Below are 26,820 nucleotides of genomic sequence, written 5' to 3' on the forward strand. Positions count from 1 at the left end.
AATAAACTAGTTCGTTTGACCTGCCAACCAAGCCATAAACTTTTGACGCTCAGCTTTAGAAGCCTTCTGCCATAAATCTACCAGTTGTTGATCTGTTGTTTTAGCAGTACCAGCTACTGCTGCTGTTGTCACGACAACAGGTGCCGCAGCTTGCGCATTAGCAGCATAAACTGGCGCTGGTTGGTTGACTGTGTTGTTCTTATTTTTTTGCGTCAAATCAAGCGTACGGCTTAAGAAATTGCCACCAGAGAACCAAGGTTGTGTTTCATTATTCGCACCTGTTTGCTGAACTACGAGTTTATTATTTTGATCGTATAACCCAACCGTTGGTTGATCAGCATATTTTTTGGCAGCATCAAAGCTTTTTGGAGCGCCAACTAATGCTAAACGGTATGATGAATTGTCTTGTAAATTTGGTGCTTGAATTGTAACGACACCTGATTTTACGATGTCATGCTCACCATTCAAATGCTCAAAATATTCACGATAGCGAACATTTACAGTTAGATTACCTGGATCTACTTGGTAGTTATTCTTCTTAGACGGAATCAATCCATTATTTACTTCTTGACCATTTACAGCAAGAATCACGATCTCTTCAGGTGCAGTGATTGTAACTGCTGAAAAAACTGAACTACTTAATAATAACCCGAAAGCAGCAACACCAACTCTTAAAGACATTAGACTCTTCTCGATATAAACATTTATGAAATCGTATGCACTATGCAATGCGATTGTGACTATTTTATGACAATAAACCAAACTGTCTATTCTATCAATTCGGCTTTTTTAAGATATATACATTATTTTTAATGATATACACCATCATTCTTTAGGCGAATATTTCTATTTAATGACATAAAAAAAGAGCACGTTAACGTGCTCTTTTTTAGGTACGGATGAAACTTAGTTAAAAGTTTTAAAGCGTGCAGCATCATCCATATAAGTTTTTTCGCCAGCAGCTGCTTCAATTGAACCAAATACAAGCTGTGCACGTAATTTCCAGTTTGCTGGGATATCAAAAGTTTGCGCAACCTCTTCATCAATAATTGGATTGTAGTGTTGTAATGAGGCACCCACACCAATTTCAGATAAAGCTGTCCAAGTCGCAAATTGAGCGATTGCACTTGAATGTTCAGACCATACTGGGAAATTGTCAGCATAAAGAGCAAACTGTTCTTGTAAGCCTTTTACTACATCTTGATCTTCATAAAATAATGCTGTACCAAAGCCAGCTGCAAAGCTATCAATTTTTGCATTTGTACCTTCAAAAGCTTCAGCTGGTACGATTTTACGTAGAGTTTCGCGAACAATATTCCAGAATGTTGTATGAGACTCACCATATAACGTCACAACGCGTGAAGTTTGTGAGTTAAATGAAGACGGGCTTTGCTTAACAGCTTCACGAATCGTCTCTTCAATTGTAGTTTGATCAACTGAAAGATTTTTACCAATTGCATAGATAGTACGACGTGATTTAATGCTATTTAAGAAGTTACTCATGTTGTTATGCCTCTTGTACCCTTCGGGTGTTATCTTGGATTGAATGTAGTGTATAACGGTACATTTTTTTGTTATAGCCTAAAAAACATGACAGATCGTTTTATTTTTGCAACGGTGAAATTTTATTATAAATAAAAAAACTCCACACGAGGTGGAGTCTATCCTAACCACAAATGATTACTTATCTGTTTCAAATAATGCAGCAACGAATGATTTAGCCGAGAATGGACGTAAATCATCAATTTTCTCACCTACACCAATATAGCGAATTGGCACATGAGTACGACTTGCGATATTAAATAGCACGCCACCTTTTGCCGTACCATCTAATTTAGTAATGGTAATACCAGTTAAACCAACCGCTTCATCAAACAGTTGAACTTGGTTAATTGCATTTTGACCTGTACCAGCATCAACGATTAACATAATTTCATGCGGTGCAGTTGCATCAATTTTTTGCATCACACGTTTAACTTTTTTCAACTCTTCCATCAAGTTAGACTTGTTTTGCAAACGCCCTGCAGTATCTGCAATTAAGACATCAATGCCTTTGGCACGCGCACTTTCAAAAGCATCAAAAATGACTGATGCGCTATCTGCACCATGACCTTGTGCAACTACTGGGATGTCATTTCGCTCGCCCCAAATTTGCAATTGCTCAGTTGCTGCTGCACGGAAAGTATCACCCGCAGCCAACATGACTTTCTTACCTTCACCTTGTAAACGCTTTGCAAGCTTACCAATGGTTGTCGTTTTACCAACACCATTTACGCCAACCATAAGAATCACATAAGGTGATTTGTTCGGATCAATATGCAAAGGTTTTACACGCGGAGCAAGTAAAGCCACCAGCTCTTCCTGCAATGCTTTATACAGTGCATGTGAATAGATCAAGTCACCACGTGCCGTTCTTTCCGTAAGATTTGCAATGATTGTTTTGGTTGCATCTACACCAATGTCAGCAACAAGAAGTTGTTCTTCAACTTCCTCTAACAACTCATCATCAATCTCTTTGCCGCCAATTAAGATATTGACCATACCATCCGTAAAACTACGACGTGTTTTGGTCAAGCCATCTTTCATACGACCAAAGAAGCCTGATTTTGCTTCTTCTTGAACTGCTGGACTAGAAACCTCTTCTACAGCAACAATTGGAGCTTCTACTGGAGTTTGCTGCTGTACAGGTTCAACAATCGGCACATCAACAGCAGGTAAACTTGGTAACGTAACATCATCATCACCGATGTCAGCATCTATCAAGAATTTGTTTTGCATATTCGATTGCTGTTGCATGTCGATTCCTTGAGAAAAAAGCAGCTTTTTAAATGTGGGCGAGTTTAGCACAAATTGATTTCTTTTACCCGATACGGGCAACCCATTCATTTCTAAATAAAAATGAATTGATTAAAACTCATTCATCATCTTGTGCCATTGCAGGATATTGCTTAATACGATTTGATTCGAACTGATAAGCATTTAAAAGTTTCAAATATTCTACACGGCGAATTTGATCATGTTTCAGTATTGATTCTGCCATATCTTGAGTTTTCGGATGGCTCGCTTGTTGAGAATATTGAATGACTTTTTGATATTGAAGTTGGTTAATCGGACGTAAAAGTGCACTGTATGCAAGTATGAAAATCGCAGCAATAACAATAGATACCAAAATATTATTAAATTGATCTATTTTGGTTCCAAATTTTGACTGTAAAAGTTTATGTTTAGAAAGTATCGACAGCATAACCTACCTCAGAATTATCTGTAGTTTATGTGTCATACGCATTTTCAACAAGCCCTACATTCAACAAGTCACGATTTCGCAACTCATTGAACGTAGTAAAATTCAGATAGGCTAGCTCATTAAACTGCGAACAAATGCAAAATAGAGAATGAAGGCAATGATCACCAGACTGATAAAAATAGCAAACATTCCCACCCCACTTTCTGCATCAGCAGGATGTAAATCATCATCATCTGCAATACTTCTTAGCTCACCATCATAGATTTGATAAAAGCGATCTTTTTCAGCAGGACTTAAATGACTTGCAAAATCATAAACACGTTTACGCTGAGCTAAGCAGTAATCACCTAAATGAATTTCCTGATGAAATATAGCTTCATCAAGCAGTTTTCGATGATGATCTGCAAGTTCGATAATTTGGCTTTCTAATGGCGGCACATCCAAGTTTACACCATCAATTACATTTGACATGTTATTCTCCTTTTCTATTATTCTCATATTGATTCTACTTAAAATTATTTCCCGCAAATGTTTAATCGTGTAAGCTTTTATTTACGAAATGACACCCAAAATATTTGACAATTCAATCATTATTGTCATAATACTTTAACAATTCAAAGTTAAAGTAGCTTAAATTCAAAGTAAAGTATCTTTGAATAGAAATTGCGGTAATCATAATTAAAATAAGGAGTTATATATGATTCAACATTTTACTAACCATGAATTAGAGCATGTATATGCTAATGCGGTAAATACAATTCAGTCGCAAAAAAACTTCCAAGATGCAGTGAAAGAGCTTGAAGAAGTAGCAAAAGCAGGTCACGGTAAAGCGGCATTATTTTTAGCAGAGTTGTATTATCAAGGCTTCCGTGTAGAACGTGATTCCCTGAAAGCACAGTATTGGCAGAAGATGGCAACCTTACAAGCATAAAGAAACGTCACTTAGGTGGCGTTTTTTAATACCTTCTTTCATCCCCTATCATCTTACTCGCACTGCGCCAAAGCTTAGTTGCTTTGACTTGCTCAGGTGGCATTTTTAATATCTTACATTTTATAAATACAATTCTTCTTAGCATCGGTTTAATGCTACAGAGCTTATTAGAGTTCTAAATGCCAAGGCATCCTTAGATGTAGATTTATTCACTAATTATACAAAGTAGCTAGAAGCCCTTGCACGATGGAGAGTTTTAACAATTTTCTATGTATTAGTTTTCGATTTCCTTGATCAACAAAACACCCCCTTTTAAATCAAAGTCGCAATTTATATTATTAATGGTGATGCAAGTCTTAATTTTCTTATAAACAAGAATATTTGCTTACGATTTACATGAACTGTTTAAACATAAATGCCATCTAGATTTCTTATAATAAAACATAAGTTTGAATACTATTAGTTTAATAACATGTATCGGTTTAACCATTTTCAACCAGTCTCTAAAGAGTTGATGATTAAAATTTCAATTCTAAAAACAATGATGTATTGCGGTGTTCTTTGGGGATTATATCATCAGGGTTGGGCAATCAAGTCTGATCAAGATGGTCCAGTTTTCCCATTTTGGCTAAATGGCGTTCAAGCACATCGTTATGCAAAATCGCATTGGAAGCATTACAAACCACGAAAAATCACCCCGAAAGATTTCCATGAATCTCTTTTACCGACACTTACTCGTTTGCAAGTAGAGCCTGCTCTTTTCAATTCATCACATCGTAAATTTAAGCTTTCAACCCAACAAATGCAGCATTTCTTTTTTATGCATGATGCAGCAGTTATGCCTGCCTAAGTGCGACAACGTACAATGATGACTTTTTAAGCATTTATGAGAAAAAGTTATCATTGTAAGTAAATTAGGGCTTTGCAATTAAAAAAAATACCGTTAAGTTAAATGAAAATGACAATACAACATAGGTGGATAAACAATGACAATCGTTGCTCAAGTCATCAAGAATAAAGCAGTACAATCAATTTTTACAATCTCACCAAATGCGACTGTACTTGAAGCAATTAAAATTATGGCAGAGAAAGGTGTTGGTGCATTAGTCGTTGCAGAAGATGAAAAAGTCATCGGAATTTTTTCAGAACGTGACTATACACGTAAGATCGCATTGATGGAGCGTTCATCAAACAACACCCCTGTTTCAGACATTATGACTTCTAAAGTTATTTCAGTTGGGCTGAATCATACTGTAGAAGAATGTTTACAACTTATGACTGATCGGCATTTACGTCATTTACCTGTTTTAGAACAAGAGAAACTTGTAGGCTTTATTTCGATTGGCGATCTCGTTAAAGCAGCAATGGATGATCAACGCATTTTAATTGAGCAACTTCAGCAGTACATCTCAGGATAATAAGCAATAAAAAAGGGCAATTAATTGCCCTTTTTTATTTGTAGAATTAAGCTTTTAAAAAATTCTTAATTGCAGGAACAAGACGTTTCAACAATTCATCTGCTTGATCTTGAGTCATATTTAATGGCGGAAGCAAACGCACTACAGAACCTGCTGTAACATTCACAATTAATTGATACTCATCACGTGCGATCCCTACAAGCTCTGGGCAATCTTTCGGTAATTGAATACCGATCATCATGCCGAAACCACGTACTTGTACATTATGCTCTGTTAATTCTGCCTTGAGCTGCTCAACAATATAAGTACCAACTGTAGCTGCATTTTCAACTGCATTTTCTTTCTTTAGCGTATCAATCACTGTATAGACTACGCGAGAGCCCAATACTGTACCGCCATATGTTGAACCATGGCTTCCAGCACCTAGTAAACCGACAGCTTTACCTTGAGTCATCACCGCACCAATTGGAAAGCCATTCCCTAGACCTTTTGCTGTTGTCATTACATCAGGCACAATATTGGTATGTTGGTAAGCAAAGTATTTACCTGTACGACCATTCCCTGTTTGAATTTCATCGAGCATCATCAACCAATTATGTTGATTACATAAGGCACGCACGTCTTCCAAATAGCTAAAGCCTTGTGGTGCTGTATTCACACCACCTTCGCCTTGAATCGGTTCTATCAGAATAGCAACGATATCTGGATGATGGATTGCAGCTTCTTGAATCGCTTCCACATCACCAAATGGAACACGAATAAAACCTTCAACTAATGGTGCAAAACCTTCTTGAACTTTTTTATTCCCAGTTGCAGATAAAGTCGCCAATGTACGGCCATGAAATGATTGCTCGGCAACTAGAATTTTAGGATTGCTAATCCCTTGTTGAGCACCAAATTTACGTGCAATTTTAATCGCACCCTCATTTGATTCTGCACCACTATTTGAGAAGAAAATTTCTTCCATACCAGAAACTTCAGCAAGTTTTTGAGCCGCAGCGGTTTGCCAAGGGATTTCAAATAAATTACTAGTATGAATTAATGTTGCAGCTTGCTCAGCAATTGCTTCCGCAATCACTGGGTGAGCATGACCTAAACCACATACAGCAATACCTGTTAAAGCATCTAAGTACTCAGTTCCATCTGCTGTATATAAGTATGCCCCTCGTCCTCGTACAAAGCTGATCGCTTGGCGACCATAAGTAGCCATAAGATGTGATGGTTGATCAGGTTGTACAGGAGCAAGAGTGATATTAGTCATAACAAACTCAATCTATCGTTAGTTGTAGTGGAAAAAGTTATATAAGCAAAAACTTGAGTAGATTGAAAGCTTAAACTCACATTTATACAAGAAAAATCTTTATCAATAGCCCCAAGTGATTTTTTCGGTATATAATTTACGGAGATTAGTTGAGGATCTATCTATGACGGAACAAGCGCGTGATACAGTAGCGTTAATTCGTGATCAAATTGCGAAACACCCTGTTTTACTTTACATGAAAGGCACTCCACAATTCCCGCAATGTGGTTTTTCTGCTCGTGCAGTAGAAGCACTTAGCCAAATTGGTCGCCCATTTGCCTATGTAAATATCTTGGAAAATCAAGATATTCGTGCAACTTTACCTCAAATTGCGAACTGGCCTACTTTCCCACAATTATGGGTAAACGGTGAGTTAATTGGTGGTAGCGATATCATGCTTGAAATGTTCCAAAATGGTGAGTTAAAACCATTAGTTGAACAATACAGCCCTGCACCTGAAGCATAAGCTGTAAACATAGAAAGCCAATCAAATGATTGGCTTTTTTATTTCTGGCTTTCTAATTTTCACTAAATCCAACGTATCTGTACATTCCCTCTACACCCAAATCAGCTTTGAAAATTTGCATATCAGGATAGTTTGCTTGGCTAACACAAACATAAACATTCATATTAGGATCTTCATGTATCTCATCGACAGATTGAGGTAAAACCTCTTCAAAACGATCTGCAATAAATTCAAAACCCAAATCCATTGCCATAAACAAAGTGTGCTCACAAGGCTGAATGTATTGTTCTTGGTTCCAGTCTAATACAGCATGATGACAATGTGGACATAGAATATTTACAGTTGCATCTGCAACCTCAATGAGTTGGAAAGACATAGCATTTCATCAAAAAAATTTCTGCCATTATAGAAGTATTTTACCAATACAAAAAATATCGAATAAGCTCTTATTTTTGCAACGATAAATATATAAAATAAAAAATGTTGCAGAAATGGAATTGAATAATGTTGACGGATTTAGATGATTTTTATTGTTTTGCGCTCGTTGTTGAGCATGGTGGTTTCAGTGCAGCTGAACGAGCAACAGATATTCCAAAATCTAAATTAAGCCGCAGAGTTTATAATCTTGAAGAACAACTCGGTGTTCGTCTGATCCAACGCAGTTCGCGTCATTTTGCTGTGACTGATATTGGTATGGATGTTTATCGTCATGCGCAAGTGATGATGAATGCAGCTCAGGCAGCCCACGACGTAGTCAACCACTTAAGTAGTGAACCTCGCGGTGTGATCAAAGTTAGCGTACCTGTCGATATTGCTCAAAACCAAATGGCAAAAATATTGCCAGCATTCCTTAAAAAATATCCTGAAGTTCGTGTTCAGATGATGGTCAGTAATCGTCGTGTTGATGTCATCAATGAAGGAATTGATCTCGCTTTACGCGTTCGCTCGAAATTAGACGACGATCCAAACCTTGTTTTAAGACAATTTGAAGCAATCGAACAGCGTCTCTTCGCAAGTCAAGCGTATTTAAATGAGTTTGGTCATTTGTCTACACCAGAACAACTAAGTGAACATCGCATCATTAGCATGGCAGAAGAGCATCTAGATCAAAACTTCTTACTCACAGGTCCTGATCATCAACAAAAGAAAATTAAAGTTAATCCCGTTATCATGGGTTCAAACTTATTAATGCTTGCAGAATTGGCCAGTCAAAGTTGTGGTATTGCTCTACTTCCAGACAGTATTGCTCAAGACTTCATTAAAACAGGTCAACTGGTTAAGGTTCTACCTGAATGGACTGCGCCACATGGTATTTTCCATGCTGTCTATCCATCACGACGTGGCTTATTACCTGCAGTTCGTGTATTTATTGATTATCTTGTCGAACAACTGACATTGTGCTCTACCAAAAAAAGGCCCGATTTATAATCGAGCCTTTCGCTTTTTCATCAAGAAATAGCGGGATAATCGCCAGTTCCCTCAGGCCATGGCGTTAATAATTCAAAGCCATCATCTGTCACCGCAACCATATGCTCCCATTGAGCTGATAGGGACTTATCTTGTGTAACAACAGTCCATCCATCATTTAGCTCTTTTACGTATGGTTTACCTGCATTCACCATAGGTTCAATCGTAAAGACCATACCTTTTTTCAAAACCATGCCTTGACCTTTTTGGCCATAATGCAGAATATTCGGTTGCTCGTGATAAACACGGCCAATTCCATGCCCACAGTATTCACGAACAATACTATAACCTTCACGATGTGCAACGGATTGAATGGCAAATCCAATATCACCCAATGTCGCGCCTGGCTTTACTGTACGAATCCCTGCTAGCATTGCCTCATAAGTTGTGTTCACAAGTTTTTTAGCCTCAGGGCTAACTTGACCTACAAAATACATTCGACTTGTATCACCGAAATAGCCTTCTTTAATAACGGCAACGTCAATATTTAAAATATCACCATCCTGCAAAATCTTTTTTGCAGAAGGAATAGCATGGCAAACCTCTTCATTTACAGAAATACAGGTCGTTTTGGTAAAGCCGTGATATCCAACATTTGCAGGAATAACTTGCAATGTATTTACAATATAATCATTACAAATATCGTCTAAATACTCCGTACTGACGCCCGGCTTAATATAAGGTCCTATCATTTCTAAAACTTGTGCCGCTAAACGCCCTGAGATACGAAGTTTCTCAATGTCTTGTTCCGTTTTGATGGTCACAGTAGAAGCTCTCATTCGAGATATTCCTTATTTAAAAAATCAAAAATAAAAATACAGATCATATATCTATATCTGTTCTATTTAGCGTTTATCAATAGTTGTACGCTTTAGCTATAAATTGTTCAATCCTTTCAGAATTGAATCTAATCACTATTTTACATTTAATTCCGACTATGGGGATAGGAAAAAAGTATAAAAACTCCCATTTTTTTAGTTTTAAAACCTTTTCAACAAATTAAGTTTACCAATGCTAATCCTATGATTTTAATAATTTCTTTTTAGTCAAAAATAAACCAATTTTCACATAAAATTAGTTTCAAATGACTACATTTATGTTCTAGAATTCGCACTTTTATTTTATTCCTCCCTGTTTTATGAACCATCTTCGTACAGGAGATATTATTGCTTTAGGTTTTATGACCTTCGCACTTTTTATTGGTGCGGGTAATATTATTTTTCCTCCCATTGTTGCTCAACAAGCTGGTGAGCACGTATGGCTAGCTGCATTTGGATTTTTGATCACCGCAGTAGGTCTACCAGTCATTACGATTATGGCTTTGTCGAGAATGCAAGGCTCTATTGAAATTATCAGCTCCCCCTTAGGTCGTTTCGCAAGTTTATTGCTCACTATCGTTTGTTATTTGTCTGTTGGTCCACTCTTTGCCACACCTCGAACAGCAACGGTTTCTTATGAAATTGGTTTTGCACCCTATTTCGGAACATCTGGTAGCAGTTTATTTATCTATAGCGTTATTTATTTTGCTTTAGTAACAGCTGTTTCTTTATATCCAAATAAACTTTTAGATACCGTCGGTCACGTACTTGCTCCTTTAAAAATCTTTGCACTTGCAATACTTGGTATTGCTGCAATTGTGATTCCAACGGGCTACATCTCACCGCCAATTAACAAGTATGTTTCAAGTCCAGTTTCAGAAGGCTTCGTAAATGGTTATCTAACCATGGATACTTTGGGCGCATTGGTATTTGGTATTGTCATTATCCAAGCTATTCAATCACGCGGTGTCACTGACTCGAAACTGATCACGAAGTACGCAATTATCGCCAGTTTGATTGCAGGCGTTGGTTTAACCCTTGTTTATATCAGCTTATTTAAACTTGGCTTAGGAAGTCATGAAGTTGCAGCAAATGCTGACAACGGTGCAATCATCCTACATGCTTATGTACAACATGCATTTGGTGATTTAGGTTCGCTATTCCTCACAGGTCTAATCTTTCTTGCATGTATGGTTACAGCAATTGGTTTAACTTGCGCATGTGCTGAATATTTCACTGAACTTACAGGCTTACCCTATAAACTTCTCGTTTTCATTCTAATCGGCTTCTCTTTAGTAATCTCAAACTTAGGTTTGACTAAATTGATTGCAGTTTCAGTACCTGTCCTTAGTGCAATCTATCCTCCAGCGATTGTCGTGATTATGTTGAGCTTCTTCTGGAAACGTTGGAATAAACCATCATTAGTCGTTGGTTCAGTTACTGCCGTAGCTTTTCTATTCGGTATTATCGAGGCGATTAAAGCAGCTGGTTTCACTGAGCAATTACCACAATTTATTGCCCATTTACCATTGAATGAACAAAACCTCGCTTGGTTATTACCTTCACTGGCTGTTTTGTTTATTTCGATTGTGATTGATCGAGCGATTAAACAAAAAAGTTAAAATGATTTGTCGTTAAAATAATGTTTTACCCAAACATGATTTTAGCTATACAAAAGATGTTCTTTTACCCAATGTTCATTTTTTGTTTACGACAAATCTTTTTTTAATTTTAGTCTTTTAAGCACAATTTAAGTTTTTAAGCAGAAATTAGCTAGAATCCGATCTTTACTAAACTTTTCAAAATGTAAAATTTCTGCATTATATTTAAAATAAAAATAGCATAAATTCACTAAAAAAATAGTTAAACACTATAGAAATCAATACATTCATAAATTTATTTAAAAAATAGTCAGCATACCTATTGAAATACTTAGAAATTAGCAGTACAACTTTAAGAATAATTCTGACAAAAATGATTTGGTTTTTGTCATCACGACACAAGGAGGGATGGAGATGTTATCATTACATTTCAACAAGCAAGTCTTCATTAACACTCTGAAGGCTAACGATTCAATCGTATATGCAATAACACCGCTAGCACTGATGGCCACGTTGTTATTTCAAGGCACAATTAAAGGTAATCTCAAACCTGAATATTTTGCTTATGCGCTGATTGTTTCTGTTGCCTTTTGTACGTGGGGGATTGTCGATCGTAAGTTTCGACAGATGAGCGCCCAGCGCCAAAAAGTTTCTGTAGGGAAAATGGATGAGTAATCATCCATTTTTTAATTCCAAAAACTAAAAATAGTTCCAAACAATAAAATCCCTGTAGCACCCAGCTCTACTACAATTAAACCTAACATCATAATTGTCATACACCAGCCCGGAAGCGTCCATTTTCCTAATTGATGTGGCTGCTTAAATTGGTTAGTTGTATCTTTTAAACACCCATGAACGATATAAATTAAAATCGACATTGAGAAAAAGAAAAGATTTGCAACCACACAGAACAGACTTAATTCATTTGATAGAATCGTAAAATAGCTCAGTACAGCTAAAATCAAACTTGCTGCTGCGTATAAAAGACTACTGCGATGAGCAATGTCAACATAGTAATGTGCTCGTGCCAGAGCAGAATTTCGAATTTGATAGTATTTCCAGACGCCAGTAATCATTCCAACCCAAAGAAAGATCCCACTAAAAACAATTGCCAATTCGGTTGCAGTTGTTAAAACCAACATCTCGTATCCTACATGTTTCTTTTTTTAAAACGGTATATTACATAATTTTTGACTTTTTAGTCATTAAATAATCAAGTTTCTTTTTAGAACTGATGTACAGTAGAAAAATACAAACACAAGAGTATTGCTTGATGAATACCTTTGAATCTCTATGGATTAGCTGTAAAGATGGCTACCAACTTGCTGCACAGTATTACCCAACGGAAAAATCTACCAAAGAATTTCCTATTTTGATTTGCCCTGCAACTGGAATCACAAAAAACTTTTATCATGCTTTTGCCGAATGGTTAAATCAGCAAGGCTACAATGTATTAAGTTTTGACTTTCGTGGTATTGGACAGTCCCTACATGGAAAATTAAAAGACTCGAATGCAAGTATTAATGATTGGGGGCAATTAGACATCCCTGCTGCGATTGAAGTACTTTTAAATCGAACACAATCGGAAAAGGTCGTTATCATTGGACACAGTGCGGGTGGACAATTACTTGGAATCAATCCACATTACAATAAAGTTGCCAAAGTCCTCGCAATCGCTGGATCAACTGGACATGTCAAAGGCCTAAAAGGCAAAACAAAGCTCCTTGCACCACTGATGTTTAACGTGATCTTTCCTATTTCAAGTTTTGTAAAAGGATATGGTGCAACCCAATTCATCGGAATGGGTGAAAACCTACCTAAAAATGTTGCAAAACAATGGGCCGAATTTTGTAGTAAACCTGGTTATATAATGAATGCGATTGGAAAAACTATTTTTGATGACTATCATCAAGAAATTCAAATTCCAATCACATCTTTCTGGGCAACAGATGACGAGATTGCGACAGAAACCAATGTACAAGATCTTTTGCGCTTATATCCGAATGCCCAGACAAAATTTATTGAACTCAACCCTCACAAATATGGATATAAGCAAATCGGACACATGGCGATGTTCAAAAAGTCTCATCATAAGCTATGGCCACTATTAGAAAAGGAATTAGCGATTTAGTTTTGATTCACCATAAAGTTTTACGCTTTGCGCATCTAAACCTGTAATCCTGTTTAGATGCGCTTTTTTATTGAAGAAATTGAGGCATGAAATTTCTTGTTTAAGCAAATTTATGATTTATAAGATATTCATTAAAATAACTAAAGATTGGTTAATAAAACTACACTCGTATAATTTTGAAACTTTTAATTGTTTAAAAAACTCCTAAAAATGTGATAAAGAATGTATTTATTCATCTTATAAATGAAGTTTAACAAGCCACTTTTTAACCAACCGTTTAAACCAAAGTGCTGTATTAACAGTCATTTATTTTATGAATGAATTTATTTAATTATTTTATGACATTTGAGACAGAATTTTTTTATAAAAAAGTCACGTCATAATTTGTATTTATTTTCTACAATACACTTGTTCCGAACAGTAGCTAAGATGCAAAACTTAAGGTACATCATTGGGGGCAAATGCATAGGTAAAATCATCATAAATAAAATTTTTATATGTTTTTTCGATAATTTACTTATACATAATAAAGATAGCAATAGAGCTTCTTTAAGGAAGATTTGTTATAAATGGAATGGTAGAAAATTCAAGTTTTATTGTCTTTTCTAACAGGTATTATAGACATTTCATGGAATCTAAGAGCTAGGTTTTCTAGCTCACCGTAACAAGCATAGGAAATATGTAGATGCCTAAAAAATATGCGCGTTTTTTACCTACAGCCGAATCATTTAACTTAGAAGACTTCCCTTTTTACTGGATTTCTCAAGTAAATGCTCAGTACGTCCAAAACATCGATAACGTACTTAAGAAGTATGGTTTAGACAATTCTCGCCGCCGTATTTTACTTGCATTGAACGTAAAACCTCATGCAAGCGTTTCTGAACTTTCAGATATGGTAATTTCCAAAATGTCGACAACGACAAAAATCGTTTATCGTTTGAAAGATGAAGGGTATATCGAGACTTATTCGTGTAAGGAAGATGGGCGTATTACCCGTGTTCATTTAACAGAAAAAGGTCAAGAAATGATTGTGAAGATCAATGATCTAACCTCTGTCATCCTAGAGCAGTCTTTTGATGGTTTAACACCATTACAAATTGAAAAAACGATGGAAATTTTACGCCATATGTTTAAAAACCTTGCTCGCTAAATCATTTAAACATAATAAAAAAAGCTTCTTTAAAGAAGCTTTTTTTATTTGAAATAATCTTCATTTAATCAAACATATTCAACTGCGGTGTGATCTTTTCAATTCTTGCTTTTGGTACATGTGAACACTCGAACTCTTCAACAGGAAAACCTTTCATATACTCATTAAGTTGATACGGTTGCTTTAAACTCAACCAATCATCCAAACGTGTGTCAGGTATCACAACGACTGATCTTTTTACATCACCTGGTTCATGGAAATCTTTCATCATCGGATGATTAATTGCGTCCATCGTAAGCATCGCCGCTGAGCGGATAATTTGATCATTTAACTTACGAATTTCATAGAGTGCTGCGATATAAAATGCTTTACCATCTTTGCGTCTAACACCCCAGCGTTGCGGCTTATTTTCGATATACTTGCTTTCATAGAATTCCGAAACTGGAATTACACCAAATTTGCATTTGTAAGCAGCATTCTGAAAGCTTGGCTTTTGAAAAATTGTCTCATGTCTAGCATTATAGGTATGCTTTGAAATATTGATATCTTCAGACCATTTCGGTACCAATCCAAACAACACTTCACGCCATTCCAAACCATGATCAGATTTAAATAACAAAGGCGTTTTATAGCTAGGATAAACTTCCTCTGTATATTCAAATGGAATCAGTGGCAATTCGAGTTGCTTAGACTGTTCAATGGTTAATGGTTTATAGTTCGCACACATGTATTATGTCGTTTAGCTCAGATTTAAAAATAAAAAGGAGGTTGCCCTCCTTTTCATATAATTCTAATTATCCAAATAACTTTTTCATCTTCGCGCTTAACCCATGCACAAAACGATGTTTAGCATTTGCTTTGTCACTGGTTAAAAAGTTGATTTGGATTGATTGACGTTGCCCTTCATAAGGTACATAACCATGCCAACCATTATCTGTCACTTTAAAAGCAACCAAAGTCCCAGGGCCAGCATTAATTTCTTCAACATAATCATCCATATTCTTTTCATCATTAAGAATACGTAAGCGACCTGTTGGAGCATCCCAAGATTCATTCAAATAAATCAAAATTGTAAGAAGCTTGGTTTTTGAATCTGAATGAATACGACCATCTTTTTGTCGTGAATAGCCACGCAAAGTAATCATCATTGGATGTTCCATAACATCCACATCAAACTTATCTGTCAGAATTTGACGAAATTCTTTAGAATCTAATGATTTTAGAAAACGATCAAAATTTGGCTTCAACTCTACATCTGCAAGGTTATAACTTCCACCCTGCTCGATCTTAGGGAAATCTTGAATTACCGCCTTAACTTCCTCATCTACAATTGAGTTTTCAACCACAAAATAAGGATATGGTGAAGTTGAAACTTGCGCTTCTTTGAGAGCATCTAATTTTAAAATATGTGACATCGTTATGATTCGACTGAATGATAAAAATCAAAATAGATTATAGCAAAAATTTTATTAGTAAGATGTTTAATCCTGTTTTTCAATCTGGAGGAGTTGTTAAATAAATTTCACTTTTAAAAACATGAATTTATTAACAAAAAAAAGCCTCCGAAGAGGCTTTTCATTTTAGATGATATTAATCACCTGTATAACCTTTAAGTTTTAAACGAGCAGCGTGTAACAATGGCTCTGTATAACCAGATGGTTGCTCAGCACCCTTGAAGATCAAGTCGGAAGCAGCTTGGAATGCAATACCATCAAAGTTTGGCGCCATTGGTGTATAAAGTGGATCATTCGCATTTTGCTGATCAACAATTACAGCCATACGCTTAAGTACTTCTTCAACTTGCGCACGCGTTACGATACCGTGACGTAACCAGTTAGCAACGTGTTGTGAAGAAATACGTAAAGTTGCACGATCTTCCATTAAACCAACATTGTTAATGTCTGGAACCTTAGAGCAACCTACACCAAGGTCAACCCAACGAACTACATAACCCAAGATACCTTGACAGTTATTTTCAAGCTCATTGTTCAACTCTTCAGCAGTCCAGTTTGTTTCTGGTGCAAATGGAGGTGTTAACAAGTCATCAAGTGTCAACATATCTTCAGCAGCTAATACATCTTGACGTGCTTTAACGTTGATTTGATGATAATGCAATGCATGAAGTACTGCACCAGTTGGTGATGGAACCCAAGCACAAGTCGCACCAGCATTTGGATGAGCAGTTTTAGTTGCTAACATATCTTTCATGCTGTCTGGTTTTGGCCACATGCCTTTACCAATTTGAGCTTTACCTTGCAAACCACACGCTAGACCAATTGCAACGTTACGGTTTTCGTAAGCAGCGATCCATTTTTGTGTTTTAACAGCTTCTTTACGAACAACTGGAGCAGCTTCCATAGATGTATGGATTTCGTCACCTGTACGGTCCATGAAACCTGTGTTGATAAAGATGGTACGATCTTTAGCAGCAGCAATACAGTTTTTCAAGTTCACTGATGTACGACGCTCTTCATCCATAATACCGATTTTAAGCGTTTTAGCTGGTAAACCAATTGCTTGTTCAGCACGCTCAAATAATTCAACGGCGAAAGCAACTTCTTCAGGCCCATGCATTTTCGGCTTAACGATATACATAGAACCTTTGCGAGAGTTATGGTTCTCGTTTTGACCACGGATATCAGAGATTGTAAGTAACGGCGTTACCAACGCATCCATAATACCTTCAAATACCTCTTCACCTTCTACAAGGATCGCTGGATTCGTCATTAAGTGACCAACGTTACGAAGAAGCATGAGCGAACGACCATGTAAAGTTGTCGTACCACCAATTAAGTTTTGAACTGTACGGTCTTTATTTAAAGTACGAGTAATCGTTTTACCATTTTTCTCGATAGATTCTTGAAGATCACCCTTCATCAAACCTAACCAGTTACGATAGCCTTCAACTTTCTCTTCAGCATCTACAGCTGCAACAGAGTCTTCTAAATCTTGAATCGTTGTGATTGCGGCTTCAAGTGTTAAATCTTTTACACCAGCTGCATCAGTTTTGCCAATTGGGCTATTCGCATCGATATCAATGATAACGTGTAATCCATTGTTCAACAGAACGATTTCTGTTGGATTAGCAGCATCACCATTGAAACCTACAAATTGAGATTCATGCGCTAAAGATGTAGTAGAACCATCTTTAAGTGTTACTGCTAAGCCGTTATTTACAACAGCGTATTTAGTCGCATCCGCATGTGAGCCTTGCGCTAATGGGAAAGTTTGATTTAAGAAATCTTTAGCGAATGCAATCACTTTGTCGCCACGAACAGGGTTATAGCCTTTACCCTTTTCTGCGCCATTTTCTTCTGAGATTACATCTGTGCCATAAAGCGCATCGTACAATGAACCCCAACGTGCATTTGCAGCATTTAAGCAATAACGTGCATTACGTACTGGTACAACAAGTTGCGGACCTGCTAATAATGCAATTTCTTCATCTACATTTTCAGTCGTTACTTTAAAGTCTGCAACTTCTGGTTCAAGGTAGCCAATTTCTGTTAAGAATGCTTTATATGCATTTAATTCAAATTTATTGTTGCGATGCCATTCATCAATCTTTGCTTGAAGTTCATCACGTTTAGCCAATAGCGCCTTGTTCTTTGGGCTTAGGTCGACAACGACTTGCTCGAAGTTTTTCCAGTAAGTTTCACTATCTAAACCAGAACCTGGTAAAGCTTCATTTTCGATGAAATCGTAAAGTTCTTTAGCAATCGCTAGCTTGCCTTGTTGAATACGTACAGTCATTGTCTTTCCTGATGGTGCTAACTTTTTATAACAAGAAACCTAGTATACCGATTTATACTAGCCTGAATAGTAATATCACATTCCTAAATAGTAAGCATTTTCTCCATTAGAAGTATTGACAAGCTTAACTTTATGTTATTGACAAAACATCAAATATACGGAGAAAAATCCCTTTCTAGTTTGTAATTTACTTATTTCCATTAAAGCCATTTATTTATAACAAAATTCAACCAAGAATAAAGCCTTCTCTGTATCGAATTTATAAAAAAAGGCATTCCGTAGAATGCCTTTTCATTTATGAAGTTTTTGCGACTTGTATTTGTCGATGCTCAGAATGTAAATAATCATCAGATTGCATTTCGAGTAAACGTGATCTAGTCCGTTCAATCTCGAAAGCCAATTTTGAACCTTCGTATAGTTCAATAATTGAGTCTTCAGAGGTAAGCAAAAGCTTTACACCACGATCATAGAACTCATCGACCAAATAAATAAATCGACGCGTACCTTCGGATAAGAAATCTGTTAAATGAGGTACGTTACTCACTAAAACGGTGTTGTAAATATTCGCAATTTCAATAAAGTCCGCTGGACTTCTTGGTTTGAAACATAGTTCAGAAAACTCACACCACAAAACATCTTCGGTATGACCTAAGGTCTCTACAATACGATTATTAATCATGATTGGAGAATTCGACTGAACTTGTGTTTGCGTCAATGCCTTAAAGCGATCCGATAACCAAGACTGTGCATCATTGGTTAATGGATACTTAAATAATTGTGCTTGCTTTAAAACACGTAAACGGTAATCAACACCTGCATCAACATTCAAAACCGTACAGTTTTTTTGTACTAGCTCAATTGTTGGTAAGAAACGATCGCGGTGAATACCATTTTTATATAATCCTTCTGGTGCAATATTTGATGTGGCGATCAAAGTAATTCCGCGCTCAAATAGCTTTTGAAATAAATCACTTAAAATCATCGCATCGGTAACATTCGACACAAAGAATTCGTCAAAACAAATCACAACAGCATTTTTATAGATCTGATCAGCTACCAAATCCAATGGATTGCGTTGACCAGATAACTTGTTCAACTCTTTGTGAACATGTTGCATAAAATGATGGAAATGCATACGTGTTTTACGACGAAATGGAACAGCATCATAGAACTGATCCATTAGCCATGTTTTCCCACGACCTACACCACCCCACATATAAACACCTTTTGGATAGGTCTGACGACGGAAACGCCGAAATGCCTTCTTTGATGCTTTATAGCGAGTGAGTAACTCTTTCCATACTCGATCTAACTCTTGCACTGCCTCAGCTTGCGCTTCATCTGGCATGAATTGTCCTGAATCAAGTGCTTGAGCATAACGCTCTGCAGGTGATGTTGGGATAAATGCAGTGCTATATGAGTCTGGTTTAGAATTTGACATAAGGTGTTATTGCAATTTTAATTGGTGAAAATTATATCGAACATTGAGTTCAAAGACATTAGATTTTAGGCTTAATTATCATAGAGTTTAAACATCATAATGTACCATTTTTAATCATTTAATTATTTCGATTATATTGTCTTGGGCTCTGTCCAAACCATCTTTTGAACGCATGATTAAACGCTGCTGGTTCAGAATAACCAAGCAATTCTGCCACTTGTTCAATCGAATATGAACTGTCTTCTATAAATTTTATTGCCTTCTGTTTGATCAGACGTTCACGAATTTCTTTATAGCTGGTCTGCATTTGCTGCAATTGATGTCTTAATGTACGCTCAGGAATATGTAAAGCACATGCCGTTTCTGCCATCGTTGGAATGATTCCATTTTGCAGCTCTAAATAATCTTCGACATACTCAACAACAGTAAGTTTTTGCTTTTCACTTTTCTGCAAGTTCGCTAAGTCTTGTAGGCATTTTTCTTCATAAACACGACAAGTAATCGCATCAGCAGAAGGAATTTTTACTTTTAAAATTTCGATATCATTCAGAATAAACGATGCTTGTTTACAGTCGAATTTGACATCTTGTCCATAATATTCTTGATATGCAGATAATAATGATAAATCAGCAGGTCTTTGAAATGGTAATTCAATTTTAATTTTAGGCGTTTCAAGCCCCATCATCTTGAAAATATCTTGCAAAAACTTATAAGTACCTGAAATTTCGCATTGTGCTCTTAAATGACCTAAGTGAGTGTCCAATTGAACAGGCTGATAATCTAAATAGATTTGATGCTCAGTAATATTGAGATCCAATGAACCAAAAAGATGAGTTAAACGCTGAAAACGGACACCATTGTGCAAAGCAGTATGTAAATTCTCACTTGTTACCAACAACATGAGAAAAGGCCCATAACCTGCGAGTGCATAATGCTGACCGATAAACAGACCTTGTTCAGCACGAAGATCCTGACTAATATGTTGTAAAATATCCCATTCAATTGCATCTGGAATAATAGAGCTTGGATCTAAAGCATCAGCTTGAATTCCCATATCTGCGAGGCGAGCATCCACATCAATACCGACATGCCGCATGCCTTGAATCAAATACATCAATCCGAGGATAGATCTTTTCATCTCATCAAATACAATTCTCAAAACTTTAATGTTGTACTACAAAAGAACGAGCAAATAAATTGCCGAAATGATCAAGTTTTGCGTCTATACAATCATATTTAATCTCAACAAAACCTTTAAAATTGAGCAAAATTTAGCTGTATATAGGGCGTAGGCTATGCGTGAAGTATCCCAAAATGCGATTCAAAAAACTAAAGTTGCAATTATTGGTGCTGGTTTTGGTGGATTAGCAATGGCAATTCGACTATTACAAAGTCAAATCAACGATTTTGTAATTTTAGAAAAGACCAATGATGTCGGTGGTACATGGCGTGAAAACCAATATCCTGGTGCAGCTTGTGATGTTCAATCACATATGTATTCACTTTCATTTGCACCTAAAACAGACTGGTCAAAGCGTTACGCTGAGGCAGATGAAATTTTTGAATATATTCAAGATATTACTGAGCAATATAAACTAAAAGATTATTGTAAGTTTAATCATGAAGTGACCAATGCCGAGTTCGACGAAACTCGTAATGTTTGGACTTTAGAGTTAAAAGATCAGCCAACTCTTGAAGCTCAATTTGTTATCTTTGCCTCTGGACCTTTACACGTTCCTCAAGTTCCGCATCTTAAAGGAATAGAGAAATTTAAAGGCAAAGTATTCCATTCTTCACAATGGGATCACGACTATAGTTTAGAAGGTAAATCTGTTGCATCCATTGGTACAGGCGGCAGTGCTATTCAATATATCCCTGAAATTGCGAAAGATGTTAAACAACTTTATGTGTTTCAACGCACAGCAGCATGGGTGATTCCGCGTGACGAACGTAAATATTCACAACTGAGTAAATCACTCTTTAAAGCTTCAAATATTTATCGTCAAATTCACCGCACTCGCCTGTACTGGACTAATGAATCACGTGTTGTACCGATTGTACAACCACAAATTATGAAATATGGACAAAAACTTGCTGAAGCATTTATCCGTTTCCAAGTGAAAGACAAGGAATTGGCGAAAAAACTAACCCCAGACTTTGTTATGGGTTGTAAACGTATTTTGATCTCAAACAAATACTTCCCTACCTTTAATCGTAAAAATGTTGAATTGGTAACTGATGGCATTCAAGAAGTGACTACAAGCGGGATCATTACCAAAGATGGTCAAGAGCGTCAGATTGATTGCTTGATTTACGGTACAGGCTTTATTACTGACCCGCGTATTTACTTAAAGCACTTTAACTGTGTCGGTCGTAATGGGATTGAGCTTAAACAAGCATGGAAAGATGGTGCAGAAAGTTATTATGGTGTAAGCACTAAGAACTTCCCTAACCTATTCCAACTCTTAGGGCCTAATACGATTCTTGGTCATAACTCGGTAATCTTCATGATCGAGTCACAAGTGAATTACATCTTACAGCTCATTCAAACCGTAGATAAAACTGGCACACAAGCTGTTGAAATCAAACATGATGTACAAGATCAGTTTAATGAACGCGTACAAGAACAACTGAAAGGAACAGTTTGGCAAGCTGGCGGTTGCAGCAGTTGGTATCAAGCGGCTGATGGTAAAAACTTCTCTTTATGGCCAACTTATACTTGGAAATATTGGCTAGAAACTCGCAAAGTGAATGTTGCTGATTATAACTTTATGAGCACAACAGCAAATGCAAAAAACAATGCAGCTTAATCAATAATTCTTCATAATAAGCAGGTTATTTATAACCTGCTTTTTTTATGCATTCATTTATTCTAATCTTCCAAATATTTATTGCGATTAGCTTAGGCTATTTTATAGCACCCCATCTTTCTAAAAATCTAAAGCAATTTGTATTTAAAATTCTTCCTTATTTTTCTTATATTCTATTAGTAAGTGTGGCATTTGAATTGACCCAAGCGCTCAATCATATTGATCATCCTACAACTATCCTTCCGCCAGCAATCTTGATTGCTTTTACGACCTCGATTGGTTCATTCTTTGTTTGTTTATTGACGTACAAATTGATTGATCGGCAAAGCGTACAAGGCAAGATTTCATTACACCTATTTGTGGATGCTTTAAAAAATATAGCCAAAGCATTTCTAGCGCTAATTATCGGTATTCTACTAGGTATATTAATAAATAGGTCTGAAATACAATTTGAGTTCAATAGTTGGTATTTATTACTCATTTTTATTTTTCTCATCGGTGTCGAACTGGCGTTTACACAATTTGACCGTAGCTGGTTAAGCTGGCGAATTCTCTTAGTACCTCTAGCCGCTTTTATCGGCTCTTGCCTTGCAGCACTCTTTAATTATTTACTCTTGTCTAAGCAGTATCATCTAAATGAAGTTATGGCCTTAGCCCAAGGTTACGGCTGGTATTCAATGTCTGGAATTTTATTCACTGAATTGCACTCACCTAAGCTAGGTGGAATTGCCTTATTAACAGATCTATTTAGAGAAATTTTTGCAATTTTATTGATGTACTGTTTAGGTTGGCGTTTCCCTCGCTCTGCAATTTCGAGTGCAGGTGCCACCTCAATGGACGTTACACTTGCGATGGTAAAACAATCGTGCGGTACGCATTATGTTCCTCATGCGATGATGAGTGGATTAATTTTATCGTTACTTGCACCATTATTAATTAGTTTATTTTTGAGCTTAAATTTCTAATTACTAAAAAACTATGCAATTCAAATAAAATAGGTGGCAATTCATACCACCTATTTTTATAAAACAAATGAGTTAGATAGAAGCTAAAATCGATTTCAACATTTCAGTAGGATTTTCAGCCTTAGTAATTGGTCTACCAATCACTAGATGAGTAGAACCATCTAAGATTGCTTGTTTAGGTGTGACAATGCGTTTTTGGTCATCTGCATTTGAACCTTCAGGACGAATACCCGGCGTCACCAATGCAAACTCTTGACCCAACATGTCACGTAGAATTTTTGCTTCTTGTGCTGAGCATACAACACCATCTAAACCACTTTCTTGAGTTAATTTCGCTAAACGTTTTACGTGTTCGACTGGTTCAATATCTAAACCAATATCACGTAAATCCTCACGACCCATTGAAGTTAAAACTGTGACTGCAATGAGTTGAGTCTTATAGTTACCTGCTTTTAAACGCTCTACACAGGTTTCCATCATTTTACGACCACCAGATGCATGTACATTGACCATCCACACACCTAAGTCAGCAGCAGCGCATACAGCTTGGGCTGTCGTATTTGGAATATCATGGAATTTTAAATCAAGGAATACTTCATAGCCTTTATCTTGTAAATTTTTAACAACCGATGGCCCTTCATGCGTAAATAATTCTTTACCAACTTTGACGCGACAAAGTGACGGATCAAGCTGTTCTACAATTGTTAAGGCGTCATATTGGCTTTTTGCGTCTAAGGCAACAATAATACTCACGAATCTAGTTCCATCACATAAAAATCGGCTTAATTATAGAGTGAATAATAAAATGAACAAAGTATGAAAACACGCTTAATGAAAAAAAGCATTTCTATCAAACCTAAATCATCTTTGTTCGGAAATTAATATTGCACGTGTATCTAATTCTAATGCTTCAAAAATATGATCTTGATCAGCAGGATAACAAATATAATCTCCTTCCTCCAATATCATTGGTTCAGTAATCAAGCCGACTTTCGCTTTACCTTTCATAATAATAATGTGCTCAACACTACCAATCGGATGCGGTTTACTGCAACGCGGCTCACCAGGCTGAGTTGTCAAGATATAAACATCACGTCTTGCACCTGTTGGACAGTTTGCTAATAAGATTGCTTGATAATGTGCTACTTCTGATGAAACAGACGGGCCTTCGCCGAAACGAATGACTTGGGTTTGAGCAATATTGCTTTCCATTAATTTAGCAAATGGAATGTCCAAAGCTACACACAATGCCCATAAGGTTTCCAAACTAGGATTTCCTTGTGCGGCTTCTAACTGAGATAAAGTTGATTTTGCAATACCAGCACGTCTAGCGACTTCTGCTAATGATAATCCAGCTTTTTGTCTCTCTCTCTGCAAACCTTTTGCAACTATTTCAATTGGCAATGACATAGTACACCATAAAAAACGATTGTTCGCTTTGACGAACATCATGACAATGCACTATTATATCGCACGTTCGTTTGATATAGAAATCAGATATGTCTAATAAAATACAATATGACCTAATTAAAGCAATTGTTTTGATCTCTGTAGCTACAGGGATCGTTGGTATTTCATTAGGTGCTGTTGCTGCTAGTTTTAATATTCCGCTTTGGATTCCGCTCGCGCTTTCTTTGACAGTTCTCGCTGGTGCTGCTGAATTTACTTTTATTGGTATGATTGCAACGGGTGCAAACCCCATTTTTGCTGCATTCACAGGGATTCTGATTAATTTACGTCACTTACCCTTTGGGCTATCTGTTGCTGACTTTATAGAAAAAAATTCTTTCCGTTTTATTGCATGTCACATCATGAATGATGAAAGTGTTATGTTTGGATTGAGCCAACAACAACCAGCTATAAAAAAATCAGCATATTGGATGTGTGGAATAGGTATCGCTATTCTTTGGCCAGTCGGCGTAATCATTGGTTATTTATTAAGTCAGAATATTCCAAATATTCATGCCTTCGGGATTGATGCGGCATTTCCTGCGATTCTCTTTGCATTGATACTTCCTCTGTTGAAAAATAAAACGACTCGAAACAGAGTATTTCTAGGCAGTGGGTTATCTTTAGCCTCTATTCCTTTTTTACCGACAGGCCTACCAGTTTTACTTTCTATGTTTGGTTTACTCCTAGGGAGAAAATCAAAATGAAATACGATACAGTTTACATGGTTGCAGGCATTGCGATCTTATCAATCGGAACTTATCTCATTCGATATTCTGGCATTTACCTTGCGAATCGAATTGCCTTTAAAGAGCATCATCGACAAATGCTTTCAGATTCAGCTTGCGTTCTTTTATTTACACTAGCTATATTCAATACAATTTTTACAGAGAATGAATTTAGTGGAATAAGCAAAATAATTGGCGTTTCGGTTGCAATTTTATTTGCTTGGAAAAGATACTCTTTGATTGTTGTTATTTTAGTCGCAATCGTAGTAACAGCAACTTTAAGATATTTAGGTTTTTCTTAGTAAAAAAATAGCTCCTTGATTAACACAAAGAGCTATTTTTTAGATTATAAATAATCTTAGAATTCTTTAATTACAGTGGAGTACGAGATTGACCTTCAGGATTAATATCCAGAACAGTTTTCTCATGCCTTACACTTGCAGCAGCTTCAGCAGCAGCCTGTTGTGCAAGTTGAATCTGCTCTTTTCTAAGGTGATCAATATCTTTACGTAAACGCTTGATTTCCCAACTTGTTTGGAACACTCGGAAAACCTGAACACCCAACAATAAACCAACAACAATTCCTAATGCTAGGGTTAACAAAAGTAATAAACCCAAACGCATTGCAGGAACTTGAGTAAATAATAGATCTACTTGTAATTCCGCTGGATTCTGAAGAACCAAGGCTAAAGCATAGCCAAAAATAGCAACGAGTAATGCAATTAATACATAGCGCATAAGCTGCACCTCTCTTTTTATTTAGCTGATTCGTTTACCGCATCACGAAGTGCTTTACCAGGTTTAAAATGAGGAACTGCTTTTGCCGCAACATCAACTGCTCTACCTGTCTTAGGATTACGACCTAAACGTGGTTCACGGTGATGTAAAGCAAAGCTACCAAAACCACGAATTTCAATACGATCACCACTCGAAAGTGCTTCGATCATCTGATCAATCATGATCTTAACTGCATCTTCAACTAAAGGTTCAGCTAAGTGTGGGTTTTTAAGTGCAATCCGTTCAATTAAATCAGATTTATTAAGTGCTTCAGTCGTCATTGATGACCTCTTTAATTATCACTACTTCTCAATGTTTTTAATAATAACCTGTTTAAATACAAAACGGTAGCGCAGTACATCAATACTACG

At 36.6% G+C, this 26,820-nt stretch carries 31 protein-coding genes; 13 read left to right on the forward strand and 18 right to left on the reverse strand.

The genetic code is table 11. From position 1 onward, the window contains the following. Nucleotides 1-6: 6 nt before the first annotated feature. The 5 genes from IO68_RS21155 to IO68_RS21175 form a co-directional block, all read right to left on the reverse strand. A complete protein-coding gene (locus IO68_RS21155; protein WP_023012848.1) occupies nucleotides 7-681 on the reverse strand; it encodes a DUF2057 family protein in 675 nt (224 codons plus the stop codon). A 225-nt stretch (nucleotides 682-906) separates the two neighbouring features. Further along, the gene (locus IO68_RS21160; protein ID WP_004879809.1) at nucleotides 907-1,503 is read right to left on the reverse strand and encodes a nitroreductase family protein; all 597 of its coding nucleotides are present in this window, start codon (nucleotides 1,501-1,503) and stop codon (nucleotides 907-909) included. 177 nt (nucleotides 1,504-1,680) lie between these two features. Beyond that, entirely contained in the window at nucleotides 1,681-2,796 is a 1,116-nt protein-coding gene (gene ftsY, locus IO68_RS21165) for a signal recognition particle-docking protein FtsY (RefSeq protein WP_019384505.1), read from the reverse strand. A gap of 118 nt (nucleotides 2,797-2,914) precedes the next feature. Further along, the gene (locus IO68_RS21170; RefSeq protein ID WP_007483435.1) at nucleotides 2,915-3,244 is read right to left on the reverse strand and encodes a hypothetical protein; all 330 of its coding nucleotides are present in this window, start codon (nucleotides 3,242-3,244) and stop codon (nucleotides 2,915-2,917) included. Between the two features lie 111 nt (nucleotides 3,245-3,355). Then, nucleotides 3,356-3,715, reverse strand: a complete 360-nt coding sequence (locus IO68_RS21175) for a hypothetical protein (RefSeq protein WP_004879816.1) — start codon at nucleotides 3,713-3,715, stop codon at nucleotides 3,356-3,358. Between the two features lie 226 nt (nucleotides 3,716-3,941). Here IO68_RS21175 and IO68_RS21180 point away from each other — a divergent pair, with 226 nt between their 5' ends. The 3 genes from IO68_RS21180 to IO68_RS21190 all read left to right on the forward strand — a co-directional run bounded on the left by IO68_RS21180 (nucleotide 3,942) and on the right by IO68_RS21190 (nucleotide 5,593). Continuing rightward, entirely contained in the window at nucleotides 3,942-4,175 is a 234-nt protein-coding gene (locus tag IO68_RS21180) for a hypothetical protein (RefSeq protein ID WP_004879818.1), read from the forward strand. A gap of 472 nt (nucleotides 4,176-4,647) precedes the next feature. After that, nucleotides 4,648-5,025 (forward strand): DUF2750 domain-containing protein, encoded by a 378-nt coding sequence (locus tag IO68_RS21185; RefSeq protein ID WP_004879819.1) that lies wholly within the window; start codon nucleotides 4,648-4,650, stop codon nucleotides 5,023-5,025. Between the two features lie 136 nt (nucleotides 5,026-5,161). Continuing rightward, the gene (locus IO68_RS21190; RefSeq protein WP_004879821.1) at nucleotides 5,162-5,593 is read left to right on the forward strand and encodes a CBS domain-containing protein; all 432 of its coding nucleotides are present in this window, start codon (nucleotides 5,162-5,164) and stop codon (nucleotides 5,591-5,593) included. Between the two features lie 46 nt (nucleotides 5,594-5,639). Here the strand turns inward: IO68_RS21190 and IO68_RS21195 are convergent, their stop codons facing one another. Continuing rightward, nucleotides 5,640-6,854: an aspartate aminotransferase family protein gene (locus IO68_RS21195; RefSeq protein WP_023012849.1), complete on the reverse strand. Its 1,215-nt coding sequence runs from the start codon at nucleotides 6,852-6,854 to the stop codon at nucleotides 5,640-5,642. A 163-nt stretch (nucleotides 6,855-7,017) separates the two neighbouring features. Between IO68_RS21195 and grxD the strand changes: the two genes are divergently transcribed. Continuing rightward, nucleotides 7,018-7,359 carry a Grx4 family monothiol glutaredoxin gene (grxD, locus tag IO68_RS21200; protein WP_004772459.1) on the forward strand — a complete coding sequence of 114 codons (342 nt, stop codon included), beginning with the start codon at nucleotides 7,018-7,020 and terminating at the stop codon, nucleotides 7,357-7,359. A 52-nt stretch (nucleotides 7,360-7,411) separates the two neighbouring features. On the opposite strand, the gene IO68_RS21205 is transcribed toward grxD, so the two are convergent. Then, nucleotides 7,412-7,735 carry a hypothetical protein gene (locus tag IO68_RS21205; protein WP_023012850.1) on the reverse strand — a complete coding sequence of 108 codons (324 nt, stop codon included), beginning with the start codon at nucleotides 7,733-7,735 and terminating at the stop codon, nucleotides 7,412-7,414. A 128-nt stretch (nucleotides 7,736-7,863) separates the two neighbouring features. Between IO68_RS21205 and IO68_RS21210 the strand changes: the two genes are divergently transcribed. Next, on the forward strand, nucleotides 7,864-8,787 hold the full coding sequence (locus IO68_RS21210) for a LysR family transcriptional regulator (protein ID WP_023012851.1): 924 nt from the start codon (nucleotides 7,864-7,866) through the stop codon (nucleotides 8,785-8,787). Between the two features lie 20 nt (nucleotides 8,788-8,807). Here the strand turns inward: IO68_RS21210 and map are convergent, their stop codons facing one another. Then, a complete protein-coding gene (gene map / locus IO68_RS21215) occupies nucleotides 8,808-9,605 on the reverse strand; it encodes a type I methionyl aminopeptidase (RefSeq protein WP_023012852.1) in 798 nt (265 codons plus the stop codon). 359 nt (nucleotides 9,606-9,964) lie between these two features. Here map and brnQ point away from each other — a divergent pair, with 359 nt between their 5' ends. Both brnQ and IO68_RS21225 read left to right on the forward strand, forming a co-directional pair. Next, the gene (brnQ, locus tag IO68_RS21220; protein ID WP_023012853.1) at nucleotides 9,965-11,266 is read left to right on the forward strand and encodes a branched-chain amino acid transport system II carrier protein; all 1,302 of its coding nucleotides are present in this window, start codon (nucleotides 9,965-9,967) and stop codon (nucleotides 11,264-11,266) included. Between the two features lie 393 nt (nucleotides 11,267-11,659). Beyond that, on the forward strand, nucleotides 11,660-11,920 hold the full coding sequence (locus tag IO68_RS21225; RefSeq protein ID WP_004879833.1) for a hypothetical protein: 261 nt from the start codon (nucleotides 11,660-11,662) through the stop codon (nucleotides 11,918-11,920). Between the two features lie 11 nt (nucleotides 11,921-11,931). On the opposite strand, the gene IO68_RS21230 is transcribed toward IO68_RS21225, so the two are convergent. Further along, nucleotides 11,932-12,387: a hypothetical protein gene (locus tag IO68_RS21230; RefSeq protein WP_023012854.1), complete on the reverse strand. Its 456-nt coding sequence runs from the start codon at nucleotides 12,385-12,387 to the stop codon at nucleotides 11,932-11,934. 131 nt (nucleotides 12,388-12,518) lie between these two features. Between IO68_RS21230 and IO68_RS21235 the strand changes: the two genes are divergently transcribed. Next, nucleotides 12,519-13,376: an alpha/beta fold hydrolase gene (locus IO68_RS21235; protein ID WP_023012855.1), complete on the forward strand. Its 858-nt coding sequence runs from the start codon at nucleotides 12,519-12,521 to the stop codon at nucleotides 13,374-13,376. 685 nt (nucleotides 13,377-14,061) lie between these two features. Then, nucleotides 14,062-14,526 (forward strand): MarR family winged helix-turn-helix transcriptional regulator, encoded by a 465-nt coding sequence (locus IO68_RS21240; protein WP_004879839.1) that lies wholly within the window; start codon nucleotides 14,062-14,064, stop codon nucleotides 14,524-14,526. Between the two features lie 64 nt (nucleotides 14,527-14,590). Here the strand turns inward: IO68_RS21240 and IO68_RS21245 are convergent, their stop codons facing one another. The 5 genes from IO68_RS21245 to IO68_RS21265 form a co-directional block, all read right to left on the reverse strand. Further along, the gene (locus IO68_RS21245; RefSeq protein ID WP_023012856.1) at nucleotides 14,591-15,253 is read right to left on the reverse strand and encodes an SOS response-associated peptidase family protein; all 663 of its coding nucleotides are present in this window, start codon (nucleotides 15,251-15,253) and stop codon (nucleotides 14,591-14,593) included. A 67-nt stretch (nucleotides 15,254-15,320) separates the two neighbouring features. Then, entirely contained in the window at nucleotides 15,321-15,941 is a 621-nt protein-coding gene (locus IO68_RS21250) for a 2OG-Fe(II) oxygenase (RefSeq protein ID WP_023012857.1), read from the reverse strand. Between the two features lie 175 nt (nucleotides 15,942-16,116). Continuing rightward, nucleotides 16,117-18,279, reverse strand: a complete 2,163-nt coding sequence (locus IO68_RS21255) for a malate synthase G (protein WP_023012858.1) — start codon at nucleotides 18,277-18,279, stop codon at nucleotides 16,117-16,119. 295 nt (nucleotides 18,280-18,574) lie between these two features. Then, entirely contained in the window at nucleotides 18,575-19,720 is a 1,146-nt protein-coding gene (gene zapE, locus IO68_RS21260) for a cell division protein ZapE (protein ID WP_004879846.1), read from the reverse strand. 118 nt (nucleotides 19,721-19,838) lie between these two features. Continuing rightward, entirely contained in the window at nucleotides 19,839-20,858 is a 1,020-nt protein-coding gene (locus IO68_RS21265; protein ID WP_026094098.1) for an AraC family transcriptional regulator, read from the reverse strand. Between the two features lie 157 nt (nucleotides 20,859-21,015). Between IO68_RS21265 and IO68_RS21270 the strand changes: the two genes are divergently transcribed. Both IO68_RS21270 and IO68_RS21275 read left to right on the forward strand, forming a co-directional pair. Next, complete coding sequence (locus IO68_RS21270) at nucleotides 21,016-22,530, forward strand: flavin-containing monooxygenase (protein WP_023012859.1); 1,515 nt, start codon at nucleotides 21,016-21,018, stop codon at nucleotides 22,528-22,530. Between the two features lie 47 nt (nucleotides 22,531-22,577). Then, entirely contained in the window at nucleotides 22,578-23,495 is a 918-nt protein-coding gene (locus IO68_RS21275; RefSeq protein WP_023012860.1) for a lysine exporter LysO family protein, read from the forward strand. Between the two features lie 72 nt (nucleotides 23,496-23,567). Here the strand turns inward: IO68_RS21275 and pyrF are convergent, their stop codons facing one another. After that, entirely contained in the window at nucleotides 23,568-24,248 is a 681-nt protein-coding gene (gene pyrF, locus IO68_RS21280) for an orotidine-5'-phosphate decarboxylase (RefSeq protein WP_023012861.1), read from the reverse strand. A 108-nt stretch (nucleotides 24,249-24,356) separates the two neighbouring features. After that, on the reverse strand, nucleotides 24,357-24,905 hold the full coding sequence (locus IO68_RS21285) for a helix-turn-helix domain-containing protein (RefSeq protein ID WP_007481830.1): 549 nt from the start codon (nucleotides 24,903-24,905) through the stop codon (nucleotides 24,357-24,359). Between the two features lie 89 nt (nucleotides 24,906-24,994). On the opposite strand from IO68_RS21285, the gene IO68_RS21290 reads away from it, so the two are divergent. Next, complete coding sequence (locus IO68_RS21290; protein WP_023012863.1) at nucleotides 24,995-25,651, forward strand: AzlC family ABC transporter permease; 657 nt, start codon at nucleotides 24,995-24,997, stop codon at nucleotides 25,649-25,651. Further along, nucleotides 25,648-25,974, forward strand: coding sequence for an AzlD domain-containing protein (locus IO68_RS21295; RefSeq protein WP_023012864.1), 327 nt, complete (start codon nucleotides 25,648-25,650; stop codon nucleotides 25,972-25,974). The genes IO68_RS21290 and IO68_RS21295 overlap by 4 nt, the downstream gene beginning before the upstream one ends. A gap of 70 nt (nucleotides 25,975-26,044) precedes the next feature. Here IO68_RS21295 and IO68_RS21300 read toward each other — a convergent pair whose 3' ends face one another. Together IO68_RS21300 and IO68_RS21305 are read right to left on the reverse strand one after the other, a co-directional pair. Next, the gene (locus IO68_RS21300) at nucleotides 26,045-26,410 is read right to left on the reverse strand and encodes a lipopolysaccharide assembly protein LapA domain-containing protein (RefSeq protein WP_004879862.1); all 366 of its coding nucleotides are present in this window, start codon (nucleotides 26,408-26,410) and stop codon (nucleotides 26,045-26,047) included. A gap of 17 nt (nucleotides 26,411-26,427) precedes the next feature. Further along, entirely contained in the window at nucleotides 26,428-26,730 is a 303-nt protein-coding gene (locus IO68_RS21305; RefSeq protein ID WP_004879864.1) for an integration host factor subunit beta, read from the reverse strand. Between the last annotated feature and the right edge of the window lie 90 nt (nucleotides 26,731-26,820).

It is taken from the genome of Acinetobacter sp. COS3, assembly GCF_000475335.1.
GTDB lineage: Bacteria > Pseudomonadota > Gammaproteobacteria > Pseudomonadales > Moraxellaceae > Acinetobacter > Acinetobacter venetianus.

Bases quoted from the DNA above. Each gene is read 5' to 3' on its own strand.
- IO68_RS21155 (WP_023012848.1), bottom strand. From the start codon at position 681: ATGTCTTTAAGAGTTGGTGTTGCTGCTTTCGGGTTATTATTAAGTAGT.
- IO68_RS21160 (WP_004879809.1), bottom strand. From the start codon at position 1,503: ATGAGTAACTTCTTAAATAGCATTAAATCACGTCGTACTATCTATGCA.
- ftsY (WP_019384505.1), bottom strand. From the start codon at position 2,796: ATGCAACAGCAATCGAATATGCAAAACAAATTCTTGATAGATGCTGAC.
- IO68_RS21170 (WP_007483435.1), bottom strand. From the start codon at position 3,244: ATGCTGTCGATACTTTCTAAACATAAACTTTTACAGTCAAAATTTGGA.
- IO68_RS21175 (WP_004879816.1), bottom strand. From the start codon at position 3,715: ATGTCAAATGTAATTGATGGTGTAAACTTGGATGTGCCGCCATTAGAA.
- IO68_RS21180 (WP_004879818.1), top strand. From the start codon at position 3,942: ATGATTCAACATTTTACTAACCATGAATTAGAGCATGTATATGCTAAT.
- IO68_RS21185 (WP_004879819.1), top strand. From the start codon at position 4,648: ATGTATCGGTTTAACCATTTTCAACCAGTCTCTAAAGAGTTGATGATT.
- IO68_RS21190 (WP_004879821.1), top strand. From the start codon at position 5,162: ATGACAATCGTTGCTCAAGTCATCAAGAATAAAGCAGTACAATCAATT.
- IO68_RS21195 (WP_023012849.1), bottom strand. From the start codon at position 6,854: ATGACTAATATCACTCTTGCTCCTGTACAACCTGATCAACCATCACAT.
- grxD (WP_004772459.1), top strand. From the start codon at position 7,018: ATGACGGAACAAGCGCGTGATACAGTAGCGTTAATTCGTGATCAAATT.
- IO68_RS21205 (WP_023012850.1), bottom strand. From the start codon at position 7,735: ATGTCTTTCCAACTCATTGAGGTTGCAGATGCAACTGTAAATATTCTA.
- IO68_RS21210 (WP_023012851.1), top strand. From the start codon at position 7,864: ATGTTGACGGATTTAGATGATTTTTATTGTTTTGCGCTCGTTGTTGAG.
- map (WP_023012852.1), bottom strand. From the start codon at position 9,605: ATGAGAGCTTCTACTGTGACCATCAAAACGGAACAAGACATTGAGAAA.
- brnQ (WP_023012853.1), top strand. From the start codon at position 9,965: ATGAACCATCTTCGTACAGGAGATATTATTGCTTTAGGTTTTATGACC.
- IO68_RS21225 (WP_004879833.1), top strand. From the start codon at position 11,660: ATGTTATCATTACATTTCAACAAGCAAGTCTTCATTAACACTCTGAAG.
- IO68_RS21230 (WP_023012854.1), bottom strand. From the start codon at position 12,387: ATGTTGGTTTTAACAACTGCAACCGAATTGGCAATTGTTTTTAGTGGG.
- IO68_RS21235 (WP_023012855.1), top strand. From the start codon at position 12,519: ATGAATACCTTTGAATCTCTATGGATTAGCTGTAAAGATGGCTACCAA.
- IO68_RS21240 (WP_004879839.1), top strand. From the start codon at position 14,062: ATGCCTAAAAAATATGCGCGTTTTTTACCTACAGCCGAATCATTTAAC.
- IO68_RS21245 (WP_023012856.1), bottom strand. From the start codon at position 15,253: ATGTGTGCGAACTATAAACCATTAACCATTGAACAGTCTAAGCAACTC.
- IO68_RS21250 (WP_023012857.1), bottom strand. From the start codon at position 15,941: ATGTCACATATTTTAAAATTAGATGCTCTCAAAGAAGCGCAAGTTTCA.
- IO68_RS21255 (WP_023012858.1), bottom strand. From the start codon at position 18,279: ATGACTGTACGTATTCAACAAGGCAAGCTAGCGATTGCTAAAGAACTT.
- zapE (WP_004879846.1), bottom strand. From the start codon at position 19,720: ATGTCAAATTCTAAACCAGACTCATATAGCACTGCATTTATCCCAACA.
- IO68_RS21265 (WP_026094098.1), bottom strand. From the start codon at position 20,858: ATGAAAAGATCTATCCTCGGATTGATGTATTTGATTCAAGGCATGCGG.
- IO68_RS21270 (WP_023012859.1), top strand. From the start codon at position 21,016: ATGCGTGAAGTATCCCAAAATGCGATTCAAAAAACTAAAGTTGCAATT.
- IO68_RS21275 (WP_023012860.1), top strand. From the start codon at position 22,578: ATGCATTCATTTATTCTAATCTTCCAAATATTTATTGCGATTAGCTTA.
- IO68_RS21285 (WP_007481830.1), bottom strand. From the start codon at position 24,905: ATGTCATTGCCAATTGAAATAGTTGCAAAAGGTTTGCAGAGAGAGAGA.
- IO68_RS21290 (WP_023012863.1), top strand. From the start codon at position 24,995: ATGTCTAATAAAATACAATATGACCTAATTAAAGCAATTGTTTTGATC.
- IO68_RS21295 (WP_023012864.1), top strand. From the start codon at position 25,648: ATGAAATACGATACAGTTTACATGGTTGCAGGCATTGCGATCTTATCA.
- IO68_RS21300 (WP_004879862.1), bottom strand. From the start codon at position 26,410: ATGCGCTATGTATTAATTGCATTACTCGTTGCTATTTTTGGCTATGCT.
- IO68_RS21305 (WP_004879864.1), bottom strand. From the start codon at position 26,730: ATGACGACTGAAGCACTTAATAAATCTGATTTAATTGAACGGATTGCA.